The organism is Geobacillus thermopakistaniensis, from assembly GCF_000498995.1.
GTDB lineage: Bacteria > Bacillota > Bacilli > Bacillales > Anoxybacillaceae > Geobacillus > Geobacillus thermoleovorans.
Genome location: NZ_AYSF01000111.1, coordinates 43,719 through 57,495 on the forward strand (window position 1 = coordinate 43,719; position 13,777 = coordinate 57,495).

Annotated in this window: 18 protein-coding genes; 12 read left to right on the plus strand and 6 right to left on the minus strand. The window is 54.3% G+C overall.

Annotated features, from left to right (window positions below; all coding sequences use genetic code 11):
- Nucleotides 1–46: 46 nt before the first annotated feature.
- From motB to pssA, 3 genes are all read right to left on the minus strand, one after another.
- A complete protein-coding gene (motB, locus tag T260_RS122115; RefSeq protein WP_013524187.1) occupies nucleotides 47–826 on the minus strand; it encodes a flagellar motor protein MotB in 780 nt (259 codons plus the stop codon).
- Nucleotides 819–1,610, minus strand: a complete 792-nt coding sequence (motA, locus tag T260_RS122110; RefSeq protein WP_011232008.1) for a flagellar motor stator protein MotA — start codon at nucleotides 1,608–1,610, stop codon at nucleotides 819–821. Before motA ends, motB begins: the two co-directional genes overlap by 8 nt.
- Nucleotides 1,611–1,784: 174 nt before the next feature.
- Nucleotides 1,785–2,324: a CDP-diacylglycerol--serine O-phosphatidyltransferase gene (gene pssA / locus T260_RS122105; RefSeq protein ID WP_014196390.1), complete on the minus strand. Its 540-nt coding sequence runs from the start codon at nucleotides 2,322–2,324 to the stop codon at nucleotides 1,785–1,787.
- Nucleotides 2,325–2,447: 123 nt separating this feature from the next.
- Here pssA and T260_RS122100 point away from each other — a divergent pair, with 123 nt between their 5' ends.
- The gene (locus T260_RS122100; protein ID WP_011232006.1) at nucleotides 2,448–3,242 is read left to right on the plus strand and encodes a phosphatidylserine decarboxylase; all 795 of its coding nucleotides are present in this window, start codon (nucleotides 2,448–2,450) and stop codon (nucleotides 3,240–3,242) included.
- Nucleotides 3,243–3,278: 36 nt separating this feature from the next.
- On the opposite strand, the gene T260_RS122095 is transcribed toward T260_RS122100, so the two are convergent.
- The gene (locus tag T260_RS122095; protein ID WP_008879941.1) at nucleotides 3,279–3,419 is read right to left on the minus strand and encodes a sporulation histidine kinase inhibitor Sda; all 141 of its coding nucleotides are present in this window, start codon (nucleotides 3,417–3,419) and stop codon (nucleotides 3,279–3,281) included.
- 327 nt (nucleotides 3,420–3,746) lie between these two features.
- Between T260_RS122095 and T260_RS122090 the strand changes: the two genes are divergently transcribed.
- The 8 genes from T260_RS122090 to T260_RS122055 are packed head-to-tail and all read left to right on the plus strand — an operon-like array spanning nucleotide 3,747 to nucleotide 8,794.
- Nucleotides 3,747–4,262, plus strand: a complete 516-nt coding sequence (locus T260_RS122090; RefSeq protein ID WP_011232005.1) for a YqeG family HAD IIIA-type phosphatase — start codon at nucleotides 3,747–3,749, stop codon at nucleotides 4,260–4,262.
- A 2-nt stretch (nucleotides 4,263–4,264) separates the two neighbouring features.
- Nucleotides 4,265–5,374, plus strand: coding sequence for a ribosome biogenesis GTPase YqeH (gene yqeH / locus T260_RS122085; RefSeq protein WP_011232004.1), 1,110 nt, complete (start codon nucleotides 4,265–4,267; stop codon nucleotides 5,372–5,374).
- A 22-nt stretch (nucleotides 5,375–5,396) separates the two neighbouring features.
- The gene (aroE, locus tag T260_RS122080) at nucleotides 5,397–6,227 is read left to right on the plus strand and encodes a shikimate dehydrogenase (protein ID WP_011232003.1); all 831 of its coding nucleotides are present in this window, start codon (nucleotides 5,397–5,399) and stop codon (nucleotides 6,225–6,227) included.
- 3 nt (nucleotides 6,228–6,230) lie between these two features.
- Complete coding sequence (yhbY, locus tag T260_RS122075; RefSeq protein ID WP_014196388.1) at nucleotides 6,231–6,524, plus strand: ribosome assembly RNA-binding protein YhbY; 294 nt, start codon at nucleotides 6,231–6,233, stop codon at nucleotides 6,522–6,524.
- A gap of 39 nt (nucleotides 6,525–6,563) precedes the next feature.
- Nucleotides 6,564–7,214: a nicotinate-nucleotide adenylyltransferase gene (locus tag T260_RS122070; RefSeq protein WP_011232001.1), complete on the plus strand. Its 651-nt coding sequence runs from the start codon at nucleotides 6,564–6,566 to the stop codon at nucleotides 7,212–7,214.
- Nucleotides 7,123–7,701 (plus strand): bis(5'-nucleosyl)-tetraphosphatase (symmetrical) YqeK, encoded by a 579-nt coding sequence (gene yqeK, locus T260_RS122065; RefSeq protein WP_011232000.1) that lies wholly within the window; start codon nucleotides 7,123–7,125, stop codon nucleotides 7,699–7,701. Before T260_RS122070 ends, yqeK begins: the two co-directional genes overlap by 92 nt.
- Nucleotides 7,698–8,054 carry a ribosome silencing factor gene (gene rsfS, locus T260_RS122060; RefSeq protein ID WP_011231999.1) on the plus strand — a complete coding sequence of 119 codons (357 nt, stop codon included), beginning with the start codon at nucleotides 7,698–7,700 and terminating at the stop codon, nucleotides 8,052–8,054. The genes yqeK and rsfS overlap by 4 nt, the downstream gene beginning before the upstream one ends.
- Nucleotides 8,051–8,794, plus strand: coding sequence for a class I SAM-dependent DNA methyltransferase (locus T260_RS122055; RefSeq protein ID WP_011231998.1), 744 nt, complete (start codon nucleotides 8,051–8,053; stop codon nucleotides 8,792–8,794). Before rsfS ends, T260_RS122055 begins: the two co-directional genes overlap by 4 nt.
- Nucleotides 8,795–9,165: 371 nt before the next feature.
- Here the strand turns inward: T260_RS122055 and comER are convergent, their stop codons facing one another.
- Complete coding sequence (comER, locus tag T260_RS122050) at nucleotides 9,166–9,984, minus strand: late competence protein ComER (RefSeq protein ID WP_011231997.1); 819 nt, start codon at nucleotides 9,982–9,984, stop codon at nucleotides 9,166–9,168.
- A 102-nt stretch (nucleotides 9,985–10,086) separates the two neighbouring features.
- Here comER and T260_RS122045 point away from each other — a divergent pair, with 102 nt between their 5' ends.
- The 3 genes from T260_RS122045 to T260_RS122035 all read left to right on the plus strand — a co-directional run bounded on the left by T260_RS122045 (nucleotide 10,087) and on the right by T260_RS122035 (nucleotide 13,556).
- On the plus strand, nucleotides 10,087–10,710 hold the full coding sequence (locus T260_RS122045; protein WP_014196384.1) for a helix-hairpin-helix domain-containing protein: 624 nt from the start codon (nucleotides 10,087–10,089) through the stop codon (nucleotides 10,708–10,710).
- A 129-nt stretch (nucleotides 10,711–10,839) separates the two neighbouring features.
- Nucleotides 10,840–11,310 (plus strand): ComE operon protein 2, encoded by a 471-nt coding sequence (locus T260_RS122040; protein WP_011231995.1) that lies wholly within the window; start codon nucleotides 10,840–10,842, stop codon nucleotides 11,308–11,310.
- The gene (locus T260_RS122035; protein WP_023634645.1) at nucleotides 11,307–13,556 is read left to right on the plus strand and encodes a DNA internalization-related competence protein ComEC/Rec2; all 2,250 of its coding nucleotides are present in this window, start codon (nucleotides 11,307–11,309) and stop codon (nucleotides 13,554–13,556) included. Before T260_RS122040 ends, T260_RS122035 begins: the two co-directional genes overlap by 4 nt.
- 71 nt (nucleotides 13,557–13,627) lie before the next feature.
- Here T260_RS122035 and T260_RS1000000139265 read toward each other — a convergent pair whose 3' ends face one another.
- The gene (locus T260_RS1000000139265) at nucleotides 13,628–13,762 is read right to left on the minus strand and encodes a YqzM family protein (protein WP_011231993.1); all 135 of its coding nucleotides are present in this window, start codon (nucleotides 13,760–13,762) and stop codon (nucleotides 13,628–13,630) included.
- Nucleotides 13,763–13,777: the final 15 nt, after the last annotated feature.

Below are 13,777 nucleotides of genomic sequence, written 5' to 3' on the forward strand. Positions count from 1 at the left end.
TGGCAAAGCGACGGCTAAAGAAAACCGCCCGCTGAAGGCGCGGCGGTCACTGAGTGGATGTGGACGAATCATTGACGTCGGTGCGCGGCAAAATTAAAATTTCGACACGCCGGTTTTTCATCCGCCCGGCAGCGGTGGCGTTGGAGGCGATGGGCTTGTATTCGCCATACCCTTTGGCGCTGAAATAGCGCGGATCGAGTTGCTTGTTTTCAAGCAGCACTTTCATGAAATTGACGGCGCGCATGACGCTCAGCTCCCAGTTGGAAGCAAATTTCTCATTATGGATCGGCACGTTGTCCGTATGGCCGCTGATGATGATATTGCGCGGCGGGTTCATGACGAGCAAAGCGGAGATTTCCGCCGCAAGACGCCGGTCTTTCATGCGCACTTCGGCGCTGCCGGAGTCGAATAAAATATCATCCAAAATGGTAATCGCGAGCCCTTCGTCCGTCAAGGAAGTCTGCAGTTTTCCCGTCAGCTTGTTGTCGTGGATGTAGCTGTCGATTTTCGCTTTGATTTGCCCTAATTCTTCTTTTTCCTTTCCGTTTACGGCTGGGGAAGGCTGCTTTGCTTGATGCCGTCCTTCTTCGTCTTGGGCCGGTGGAGTGATCGGCTCGATCGGGCTTTGAAAGTCAAGAACACCCGTTCCGCCGGCAAAGGCGGTGCTAAAGGCGCGCGCAATTTCTTGAAACTTCTTTTGGTCGATTTGGCTGCTCGCAAACAAGACGATGAATAGGGCGAGCAATAGCGTCAATAAATCCGCGTACGGAATCAGCCATGCCTCGCTCATATGGTCGTCATGCTTGTTCTTTTTTTTCTTAGCCATTGGCCGTTTCCCCTTGCACCAGCGCTTGGCGCCGCTCGTTTTCCGGCAAGTATGAGGCGAGTTTTTGTTCGATCATGCGCGGGGCTTGTCCTTCCAAAATGGACAGCACCCCTTCAATCATGATGTAGCGCACGCGCGCCTCTTCCTTCGATTTCCGCCGCAGTTTGTTGGCAAACGGATGCCAAAGCACATAGCCGGTGAAAATGCCGAGCATCGTGGCGACAAAAGCGGCGCTGATCGCCTTGCCGAGCTCGGCGATGTTTTCCATATTGCCAAGGGCGGCAATCAGGCCGATGACGGCCCCAAGCACCCCGAGCGTCGGCGCGTACGTGCCTGCTTGGGAAAAAATCGCGGCATTCGCTTCGTGGCGCTCTTCCATGGCGACGATTTCCTCTGTCATGACATCCCGGATGAACTCTTGCGTTTGCCCATCGATTGCCATGCTGAGTCCGTTGCGCAAAAACGGGTCGTCAATGTCGTCCAATTTCGCCTCGAGCGCCAGCAGCCCTTCGCGGCGGGCGATATTCGCCCAATCGACGAACAGCGGAATCAGTTGTTCGACCGTCGGCGTCGTTGATTCCGTGAAAATGACTTTGAAAAGCTTTGGCACTTTTTTAATTTCGTGCGTCGGAAAGGCGATGACGACCGCTGCCGCCGTCCCGACGAGAATGATGAGGATGGCGGCCGGATTGATCAATACAGCAGGCGAAACGCCCTTAAAGTACATGCCCAGCCCGACGGCAATGACACCAAGGATGATGCCGATGACCGATGTTTTGTCCAAATGAATCCCCCCGCTTTTTCCATACGAACGATCTACGCCATTGGGCGTTTTTATGAAGAAACCATATTTATCATATACTGAATATAGGAGGTTGAAAAGGGAAAAAGGTGTGACATGAGACGCAAAAAGCCGCCCGCTCCATTAGGATGACGGAAAGGGCAGCTCCGATGATCATCATATTTTTTTCAGTTTAAACGTGCCGACCATTAAAAACGATAAAATGAGCGCCAAAAACATAAACGATTGCGGCGGGAAGTACGGGATGGCTAAATAGCCGAGCGTCATCAGCACCCCGGCGGCGGTGATCGGCAGCCCCGCAAAGTAGCCGTTGTTTTCTGTGATGTTGAAGCGAGCGAGGCGGAAGGCGCCGCAAGCGATGTACAAAACGGTGAATACCGCGCCGGGCGCGCCGAACTCATGGAACAAGCCTTGGTACATCAGCAAGGCGGGAGCGACGCCGAAGGAGACGATGTCGCTCATCGAATCGAGCTGCTTGCCAAGTTCGGATTCAATGTTCATCTTGCGCGCCACAGCGCCGTCAAAGCGATCGACAAACGCTGCTAAAAAAACGAGCAGCACGCTCATATGAAGCTGCCCTTTCAGCGTAGCCAGGACGGAAAAGCCGCCAAGCGACAGGTTTGTCATCGTCAAAATGTTTGCCACGTTTGCTTTCAGCTTTTTTAACGTATAATCTAAATAGTCCGATAAGAACAAGTTTCCCCACTCCTTTTCCAACAGAAAACGCCAAAAGAAAATTCTACTACCATTATACTCATTTTGGCGGTAATATGGAAGGTAGTAACGAATGGCGATGTTGCGCTATTGGAGGGAACGTGCTTGCGAAAATGGCTTTATCGTTTGTTCATCGAGCTGACCAATCACTCGCTTTCTTCAAAGCTGCTCGCTTCGTTTGCCAAATCGCGACTCAGCGGGCTATTGATATCATCGTATGCAAAAATTTATCATATTAACCAAGACGAAATGGAAAAAAGCTTAAAAAATTATAAGACGTTGCAGCAACTGTTCGTCCGCCGGCTGAAGGCTGGGGTGAGGCCGGTCGACGCTGATGAGCATACGGTCGTCAGCCCGGTCGACGCCGTCATTGAAGACATGGGCACGATTCGAGAAAACTGCGAAATGATCGTCAAGGGAAAGCCGTATTCCATTGCAGAAATGCTCGGCAGCGTTGAAGCGGCACAACCGTATGTGAACGGGTTCTTTTTTATTCTGTATTTAAGCCCGAGTCATTATCACCGCATCCACAGCCCAATATCTGGAGTGATCGAAAAGCAGTGGGCGCTCGGCCGCAAGTCGTATCCGGTCAACCGTCTTGGCTTAAAATATGGGCGTCGGCCGCTCGAGAAAAATTACCGCCTCATCACCGAGGTCACAGCCGGCGGCAAGCGCTTGGCGATCGTGAAAATCGGCGCCATGTTCGTCAACAGCATTGAATTGACCCATGAGGGTGAGCAGCTTGTAAAAGGAGAGGAAATGGCGTATTTTTCGTTCGGTTCAACGGTCGTCTTGCTGTTTGAACGCGGAAGTTTCGCCCCTGACCCGCGCATTGTTGCGCCCATGCCGATCAAAGTCGGCGAGCGGCTCGGCTATTGGTGCGAGGCGCATGAGCGCTAAGGCTTTCCGAAACAAAAAAAGCCCGAAGGCCTTCGCTTATGAGGACAGCTTAATTTTGTGGGTCAATGAACGGCGCTGGATTTCTTTTTCAATCAACTCGATGAATTCCGGGCTGAGGTTGAGTTCTTTCGCCTTGAAGTACGACTCGATCAACAGCTCGTCGGACAAATGTTTCATCGGGGGCGTCCTCCTTTTTTGGATGGAATATGCCAAACATGTCATACATATAATGGTAGGTTACTTACAATGTACCATGACTTGTGAAAGAGAACAACCGTTCTGTTATCCACAGGAAGCGGTGGATAACATGTGGAAAACATGTTTATAAAGAGTAGGAAGTGTGATGGCCAGCTTGTGTATAATGTGGGCAACAGTTATCCACAAGATGGAGAGATGCAAAATTTGTCGAAAATTTTTTCTGTTTATCATTGGCAAACTTTGTTTTGAAACAAACGATCAAATTCGCTATGATGGGAAAAGCAAATGGAAAGGCGGGTGTCCGGCATGCTTCACTACTTTTTGCCAAGCCAGTTTGCCAAGCGTGTGATCGACATTACTCCGGATGAGCTGAAACAAAAAGGGGTCAAAGGGATCATCACCGATCTGGACAATACGCTCGTTGAATGGGATCGGCCGAGCGCCACCCCGGAGCTGGCCGCATGGTTTGATGCGATGAAGCAGGCGGGCATTAAGGTCGTCATCGTATCGAATAATAATAAACAACGCGTGCAGTCGTTTGCTGAGCCGCTTGGCATCCCGTTCATCTTTGAAGCGCGCAAACCGCTGACACGCGCGTTTTTGCAGGCATTAAAGATGATGGAGCTTAAGAAAGAGGAAGTCGTCGTCATCGGCGATCAGTTGCTGACTGATGTGCTTGGGGGCAACCGGCTCGGACTGAACACGATTTTAGTCGTCCCGGTCGCCCAGACGGACGGATTATGGACGCGTTTCAATCGAAAAATGGAGCGGAGAATTTTAAAGGTGATGCGCAAAAAAGGGATGATTTACTGGGAGGAATGATCGTGGAGCCACAACTGCGTTGCATCGGCTGCGGAGCGGCCATTCAGTTTGACGATCCGAAAAAGGCGGGCTATGCGCCGAAAAGCGTGCTCGAAAAAGACGAGGAAGAAATCATTTGCCAGCGCTGCTTCCGCTTGAAACATTACAACGAAGTGCAAGACGTGCCGCTTGATGACAGCGATTTTTTAAACATGCTGCACCGCATCGGGGAATCGAAGGCGCTTGTCGTCAACATCGTCGACATTTTCGATTTCAACGGCAGCTGGATTCCTGGCTTGCCGCGGTTTGCGGCCGAGAATCCGATTTTGCTTGTCGGCAACAAGGCGGATTTATTGCCGAGGTCGGTCAAATACCCGAAGCTGCTGCGCTGGATGCGCCGCATGGCGGAAGAGCTCGGGCTGCGTCCGGTTGACGTCTGCCTTGTCAGCGCAGCGAAAGGAATTGGCATGGCGAAGGTGATGGAAGCGATCAATCGCTACCGTGAGGGCGGCGATGTCTACGTCGTCGGCTGCACGAATGTCGGCAAGTCGACGTTCATCAATCGGATCATTGAAGAGGCGACCGGCAAAGGGAATGTGATTACCACGTCATATTTCCCGGGGACGACACTCGATATGATCGAAATTCCGCTTGAGGGTGGAGCGACGCTGTATGATACGCCGGGGATCATCAACCATCACCAAATGGCGCACTTTGTTGATGCGCGCGATTTGAAGATCATTACGCCGAAGCGGGAAATCCATCCGCGCGTTTATCAGCTCAACGAAGGGCAGACGCTCTTTTTCGGAGGCTTGGCCCGCCTCGATTACATCAAAGGCGGGCGCCGCTCGTTCGTCTGCTACATGGCCAATGAGTTGACGGTTCATCGGACGAAGTTGGAAAAAGCCGACTCCCTTTATGCCAATCAGCTTGGCGATTTGCTGTCGCCGCCAAACAAACGCTATGCCGCTGAATTTCCGCCGCTTGTGCCGCGCTCGCTGTCTGTCAAAGAGCGGAAGACGGACATCGTTTTTTCCGGACTCGGCTGGGTGACGTGCAACGACCCGGGTGCCCAGCTCGTCGTCCATGCTCCAAAAGGGGTCGACGTATTTATCCGTCAATCGTTGATTTAATGGAAAGCGGGAGGGGAGAAACGTGGAAAAGGTATACGGGTTGATTGGGTTTCCCGTCGAGCACTCGCTGTCGCCGCTCATGCATAATGATGCATTCGCCCGTTTGGGCATTCCGGCGCGCTATCATTTGTTTTCCGTCGAACCGGGGCAAGTCGGTGCGGCGATCGCTGGCGTGCGGGCGCTCGGCATCGCCGGGGTGAACGTGACGATTCCGCACAAACTGGCGGTCATTCCGTTTTTGGACGAAGTGGACGAACATGCGCGCCGCATCGGGGCGGTCAATACGATCATCAACAACGACGGCCGGCTCGTCGGCTATAATACAGACGGGCTCGGTTATGTCCAAGCGTTGGAAGAGGAAATGAACATCACCTTGGACGGCAAGCGGATTTTGGTGATCGGCGCTGGCGGCGGGGCGCGCGGCATTTACTTTTCGTTGCTGTCGACGGCAGCCGAGCGCATCGATATGGCCAACCGGACGGTGGAAAAAGCGGAGCGGCTCGTCCGCGAAGGGGACGAGCGCCGCTCGGCGTATTTTTCACTCGCCGAGGCCGAAACGCGGCTGGCCGAATACGATATTATCATCAATACCACTTCTGTCGGCATGCATCCGCGTGTCGAGGTGCAGCCGCTTTCTCTTGAACGGCTGCGCCCAGGGGTGATCGTTTCCGATATTATTTACAATCCACTGGAAACAAAATGGCTGAAAGAAGCGAAAGCCCGCGGCGCCCGTGTGCAAAACGGCGTCGGCATGCTCGTATACCAAGGGGCGCTAGCGTTCGAAAAGTGGACCGGCCAATGGCCGGATGTCAACCGGATGAAACAGCTTGTCATCGAAGCGTTAAGGAGGTAACATATGCTAACGGGAAAGCAAAAACGGTTTTTGCGCGCTCAAGCCCATCATTTGAAACCGATTTTCCAAGTCGGCAAAGGCGGCGTGACGGAAGCGATGACCGAACAAATTGCGGCGGCGCTCGAAGCGCGCGAGCTGTTGAAAGTGAGCGTTTTGCAAAACTGTGAAGAAGACCGCTGCACCGTCGCCGAGCAGCTCGCGGCTGGAACGGGGGCGGAAGTCGTGCAAGTGATCGGCAATACGATCGTCTTATACAAAGAATCGAAGGAGCATAAACAAATCGTTCTGCCTGATTGACAATGGGAGCAGCCACGGCAGGCGGCGGGAGGAAAGAAGATGGGAAAAATCGGGATTTTCGGCGGCACGTTTGATCCGCCTCATTACGGTCATTTGCTCATGGCGAATGAAGTGCTTGACGCCCTTCAGTTGTCAGAAATTTGGTTTCTGCCCAACCGCCTTCCTCCCCATAAGCAGCACGAACAAGTGACCAAAAGCGAAGACCGGCTGCGCATGCTCGAGTTGGCAGTGGCTGGCCATCCGCGCTTTCATATTGAGACGATCGAACTCGAGCGGGAAGGGCCTTCGTATACGTACGATACGATCCGGCAGCTTGTCGCGATGCATCCCAATGACGAGTTTTATTTCATCATCGGCGCCGATATGGTCGAATATTTGCCCCATTGGCACCGCATCGATGAGCTCATCGAGTTGGTGACGTTTGTTGGCGTCAAGCGGCCGGGGTTTTCCATGGAAACGCCGTATCCGGTCATCGAAGTTGAGGCGCCGCAGTTTGCCGTTTCTTCCTCGCTCATCCGCGAGCGGGTGCGGAACGGGCAGACGATTCGCTATCTTGTGCCGGAAGGCGTTAGACTTTATATTGAGGAGAAGGGGCTATATGGAGCGAGAACAGGCGTTACTGATCGTGAAACAACAGCTGACAGAGCAGCGCTACGAGCATACGCTTGGCGTTGTCGAGACCGCTGTTAAGCTCGCCAGGCAATACGGCGCCGACGCGAAAAAGGCGGAACTGGCGGCGATTTTCCACGACTATGCCAAATTCCGTCCGGTCGAGGAAATGAAACAAATCATTTTGGCGCAAAATATGCCCAACGATTTGCTTGCTTACAACAGTGAGCTATGGCATGCGCCCGTTGGCGCCTATTTGGTGCAGACAGAAGTCGGCATCGACGATCCGGAGGTGCTGGATGCCATTCGCTACCATACGTCCGGGAGGGCGGGAATGACGGTGCTTGAAAAAATTATTTATTTGGCCGACTATATTGAACCAGGGCGCCGCTTCCCCGGCGTCGACGACGTACGGCGCTTGGCGGAAGAAGACCTCAACCGGGCGCTTTTGCAGGCGGTGAAAAATACGATCGCGTTTTTGCTTGAGAAGCGCCAGCTCATTTATCCAGATACGATTCATGCGTACAATTCACTCATGCGTGAAGTGAAGGGGGAAGCAAAACGGTGACGGAACAAGAGGCGTTGCAGCTTGTCGTCCGCGCGGCGGATGATAAAAAGGCGGAACAAATTGTCGTCTTGAACATGAAAGGCATTTCGCTTGTCGCCGATTATTTTGTCATTTGCCATGGCAATTCGGACAAACAAGTGCAGGCCATCGCCCGCGAAATTCAAGACCAAGCGGAAGAACACGGCCTAGTGGTGAAGCGGGTTGAAGGATTCCATGAGGCGAAATGGGTGCTTGTCGACTTGGGCGACATCGTTGTGCATGTTTTTGCCAAAGAGGAGCGCGAGTATTACAACCTCGAACGGCTCTGGGGGGACGCCCCGACGGAAGACGTCGCGGCTGTGTTGCAGCCATGACGTACGGCCGCTTCGCCGACTGGTATGATGCGCTCATGGCTGAGGCGCCGTATGACGCATGGCAATCGTTTGTTGAACGGGCATTCGCCCAATACACCAAACGGCCGGGGAGACGGGTCATTGACATCGGCTGCGGGACGGGAGAGCTTGCCATCCGCCTTGCCAAGGCCGGATGGCAAGTATCCGGCGTTGATCTCTCTGAACATATGCTCGCCGTCGCCCAGGCGAAAGCCGAAGCGGAGGGAGTGGAGGTGCCGTTTTTCGAGCAAAACATGGCGGAGCTCGACGGGTTTTCTGATCTGGATGGCGCCTTCCTGTTTTGCGATGCTCTCAACTATTTAACGGATGAAGAGGATGTGAAGCGGACGTTCGCCGCCGTCTCCCGCGCCCTTGGCGGCGGCGGGCTGCTTTTGTTTGATGTCCATTCGGTCTACAAAATGGACGTCCTGTTCCGCGACGCCGTGTTTGCGGACCAGGATGACGACCTCAGCTACATATGGATGTGCCATCCGCTTGATTGGCCGCACAGCGTCGGGCATGAATTAACCTTTTTCGTCCGCCGCGGCGATCTATACGAACGTTTCGACGAATGGCACGAACAGCGTACGTTCGAGCGCGCCGTCTATGAGCGATGGCTCGAATCCGCTGGCTTCGAGGTGCTTGAAGTGACCGCCGATTTCACCGATGCGCCCCCGACCGAGACGGCGGAGCGGTTGTTTTTCGTCGCGCGGAAGCGGTGAGGGGCGAAGAGCGAGAAATCATAAATCATAAAAAGAAACGTGGATGAGGAAGATTTAGGGAGATTTTGGTTGAAACATAAAATCATGCAGGGAAAATGCTCTATCGTTTTGCATCCGGCTTAATAGCTGGCTGAGGATTGAAACGAGTGTAATGTCAACCAAACGTAATTGGAAGAAATCTTGTGCCCGGCTCAATAGCCGAATGAGGATCGAAACAATATAGATAAAAACAAGCAACAGCTAAAAGGTTGAACGACGATGGAATCCAACGAAAAATCCGTAAATATGAAAACCCCAGCCGTACAAGCTGGGGTCCATTTTTTTGTCGAACGAAGCAGGATTTTCGCTGCTGCTTGTCAAATGAAAATCAATCAAGGAAACTGTTGCTTCACCTTCTCCACATCTTCTTTAAACTTCTCATGTGTTTTCGCCAGCACTTCTTCAAAGACGCCGTTCATTCGTTGTTCCAGCACAGCGATTCCTTCCCCGGTAATGCCGCCTTTGACGCATACTTTTTCCTGCAACGTTGGCAATGTGTACAGATTCCGCTTGAGCAGTTCCCCAAGGCCGATGATCATATCGGTCGCCAGCATCGTCGCCTGTTCCTTCGTGATGGCGGTTTTGGCCGCTGCGGCGTCGATGAAGCGCTGAAGCAAATAGCTGAAAAACGCTGGACCGCAGCTTGAGATGTCGGAAGCGACGCGGGTGATGGCCTCGTCGATGTACACCGGCGAGGCGATGCGCCGGAGAAGATCATCGATCGTTTGCCGGCAGGCGGCTGAGCAGCGCGAGCCGAAGGTGACAAGGATGCTGCCGGAGAGCGCCCGGTTTGCAATGCTCGGAATGGCGCGCACGATTTGGCAAGGGACGGCTGCTTCAAGCTGTTCGACGCTGATCGGGCTTGTGATCGATACGAGGTAGTGTTCGTTTGTCCAGTGCGGGGCCAGTTGCTGCAATAATGGGTGGATGTCGAGCGGTTTGACGCATAAAAAGACGAGGCTGGATTGTTTGATGACTTCAGCCGCATCGGCAACCACTGCAATGCCGGGATGCGCGCGTTGTATCGCGAACGCTTTCGCAAGCGTACGGTTCGTTATGACGAGCTGATCCGCTTTCACGGCGCCGGAGTCGAGGAACGCTTCGATTAAGATGGTGCCCATATTCCCCGTGCCGATAACGCCGATGTTCATGCATTGTCCCCCCTCCCGGTTTTGGTTCACCGGAACTCTCTTTTTCGATATGTATGAGAAAAAGGCTCGGTTTATGACTGGAGATGGAAAGGATGGGATCGTATGTGGGAGCATGTGCAGGAGCTTGGAAAACGTTATGGGAAAGCGGGGGTGCTCTTGTTGTTTGCCGCGGCGGCGGGGTTATGGGTGTTTCGTCATCCGACGGATGAAAAGGAGCAAGTCGTCTTGCCGGCGGCGGCTGAAACGGATGCCGCCCGGCCGGAAGAAAAAAAGGACGAGGCGCCCAAAACCGCTGTGGTGGATGTGAAAGGGGCGGTCGCGAAGCCAGGAGTGTACGAAGTGGCGGCGGACGCCCGCGTTCGCGATGTTATCGCCCTAGCCGGCGGATTGACGGACGAGGCGGATGAAACGAAAATCAATCTGGCGGCAAAAGTGCGCGATGAGATGATGATTTACGTGCCGGCAAAAGACGAGGCCGCACCAGCGTCAGATGCCGTCGGCAAGTCTCCAAGCGATGGAGCTCGGGACGGGCCGCAAGTGGCGGTCAATACGGCGACGGAAGAGGAGTTGATGCAGCTTCCCGGCATCGGACCGGCGAAGGCAAAAGCGATCATCGCCTATCGCGAAGAACACGGGCCGTTCCAGCGGGTGGAAGATTTGTTGAATGTAACCGGAATTGGCGAAAAAACGCTGGAGAAATTGAAACCGTATTTGCTTGTGCCGTAAACGAGGCGGGGGAGCGCAATGCTTCTCGTTTATGGGCGGATCAGGGCTGCTGCGGACGTTTTTCGGCGTTGACGGGGGCAGGCGGCGGCGGGTAGACTAAAAGTATGGAAACGAGCGGAGGGACGTAGAATGGAACGCATCACATGGGATCAATACTTTATGGCGCAAAGCCATCTGTTGGCGCTGCGCAGCACGTGCACAAGGCTGGCGGTCGGGGCGACGATTGTGCGCGATAAGCGCATCATCGCCGGCGGGTACAACGGCTCGATCGCCGGGGGCGCCCATTGCACCGATGAAGGGTGCTACGTTATTGACGGCCATTGTGTACGGACGATCCATGCGGAAATGAATGCCATTTTGCAATGCGCCAAGTTCGGCGTCCCGACCGAGGGGGCCGAGATGTATGTCACCCATTTTCCGTGCTTGCATTGTTGCAAGGCGATCATTCAAAGCGGCATTCGCGCTGTCTATTACGCCCAAGACTACAAAAACCACCCGTACGCCTTGGAGCTGTTTGCTCAAGCTGGCGTCCGGCTTGTGCAAGTGCCGCTGAAAACGGATGTGTTCGCCTTGCTTTCCGGCGGCGGAGGGGGAGCATGAAAGGACAAGCCGTCTATCCCGCCGCGGCGGCGCTCTTTGCCGTGGCGGCGGCCTCGCCGTCCAAAACCACATGTCTTCTCCTTATCATTTATCTCCTTCTTCTTTTCATCCGCCGGCCGCACTGTTTCCTTCCTGCTCTCGTTGCAGCTCTCTTCTTTTTTGTCTATTTTCTCATCGTTGACCATCATAACAAAACTTCCCTTTCCGGCGGCCGTCATTCGCTTTCCGTTCGTTTTTCCGCCGCGCCGGCGATCGACGGCGATCGATTGCAGGCGGCGGTGCAAGCTGGCAAGGAGCGGGTGCAGCTTCGTTACATCATTCGGACGGCTGCGGAAAAAGAAGCGCTGCGTGCGCGTCTTATGCCCGGGGTCGTGTGCCGGCTGAGCGGAATGCTCGAGCGCCCTATGCCAGCCAGCAATCCGTATGCATTTGATTACCGCCGTTATTTGCGCCGCCATCGCATCCATTGGCTCTTTCTCCCTGAGGCGATCGATCTTTCCGCTTGCGTGCGCGTCCGTCCCACCATCATCGAACGGCTTGAGGCGATTCGTGAGGCTGGCGTCCGCCGCATTGAAGCCCAGTTTCCGCCGGAAGCGGCCGGCATCGCCGCTGCGCTCATTTATGGCGAACGCCGCTCGTTGGACGAGGAAGTGATTAGCGGTTACCAGCAGCTCGGGATCATCCATTTGTTGGCCATTTCCGGCGGCCATGTCACCCTGCTTGTCGGCGCTGCGTTGGCCGCTGCCATTCGGTTTGTGACGCGCGAAGCGGCCGTGCTTGCTTTGCTCGTTTTCTTGCCTATGTATGCGGTGCTCGCCGGCGCTTCGCCGTCGGTGCTGCGCGCCTGTGCGACCGGGATGATTGTATTGGCCGTCCAGTGGAAAAAAGGAATGATCCATCCGCTGGATGCGTTGAGTTGGACAGCGCTTGCCCTGCTCGTCTTTGACCCATATATGGTTTGGGATGTCGGTTTTCAACTATCATTTCTTGTCACGTTTGCCCTTCTCGCCCATGTGTCGGTGCTCGCCTCTGCTCGTTCGATGCTCCAAAACTTGTTTCAGACCGCGCTCGCCGCTCAGCTTGCCGCGCTGCCGATTTTGCTTTACCATTTTTATGAAATTTCTGTTTGGAGCATAGGGCTGAATGTCTTCTTCGTCCCTTGGTATTCATTTGTCATTTTGCCCATTGCTTTTCTATCCGCAGTTTTTTCCTTTTCTCCGCTCATTTGGCTGTTTAGCCGCCTCATTGAGCTGACGGACGCGGTTGTCCGTTTTTTCTCGGTCGATTACTCGTTTATGCTTGTGCTCGGGCGTCCGGGGCCGTGGTGCTTAGCTGGCTATCTGACGGCCATCGCGGCGGCGTTTTTGGATTGGGAGCGCGGCCGCCTGATCCGCGGATTGACAGCGGTGGCGGCGGCGACGGCGCTTCAGCTGGCCGCCCCGTATGTGGATCCGAAAGGGGAAGTGACGGTATTGGATGTTGGGCAAGGGGACTGTATTTATATTGAGCTTCCTTATCGAAAAGCAGTCTATCTCATTGATACCAGCGGGACGCCGGAATGGGTGCGCGAACCGTGGCGCAAACGGTCGCGGCCGTTTGCCGTCGGCCGCGACGTTGTCGTGCCGTTTTTAAAAGCCCAAGGGGTGAGGACGCTTGATCAACTGATTTTGACGCACGATGATGCCGACCATATCGGGGCTGCTCCCGAGGTGATGGGAGCCGTGCGCGTCAAGAAGATTGTCACAAGCCCAGGAGCGCTGCCGGCCGTCAAGGCGATGGCGCGCCCGTTTTCTGTGTCGGTGGCCGCCAGCGTGCGGGGGGATCGGTGGAAGGTGGGGGATGCCGCGTTTTCCGTATTGCACCCGGAGGCGGGAAACAATGAGGATAATAACGGCTCGCTTGTATTGCTCGCCCGCCTCGGCCGCTTGACATGGCTGTTTGCTGCGGATATCGAGGAAGAGGCGGAACAGGCGCTCATCCGCGCTTATCCAGAGCTGCGCGCCGATGTATTGAAAGTCGCCCACCACGGCAGCAAAACGTCGACAACAGAGCTGTTTTTGCGGACGGTCAAGCCGCGAGCGGCCATCATTTCCGTCGGCCGCTACAATCGCTACGGGCATCCGTCCCCCGAGGTGCTTATGCGGCTTCGGCAACAACGGGCGATCATTTGGCGGACGGATGAAAACGGGGCCATTCGCTATGTGTATGACGAAAACGGTGGAACCTTTCAGGTGATGAAACCATAAGATGTAGTGCACAAAAAAGCGGAACGTTTCAGCAGAAACAAAAAAATAAGGATTGCTTATGTAAGCAATCCTTATCGACCGAAAAATTCGATCAACGTTGCGATGATGAACATGGTAGCGAAAAAGCCGAACGACACGATGAATCCGACGGCGGAATCGACGGCGTCATTTCGTTGGCTTTGCACTTCCTTTTCAAATACGTTCATCGTTTTCCCCCTCCT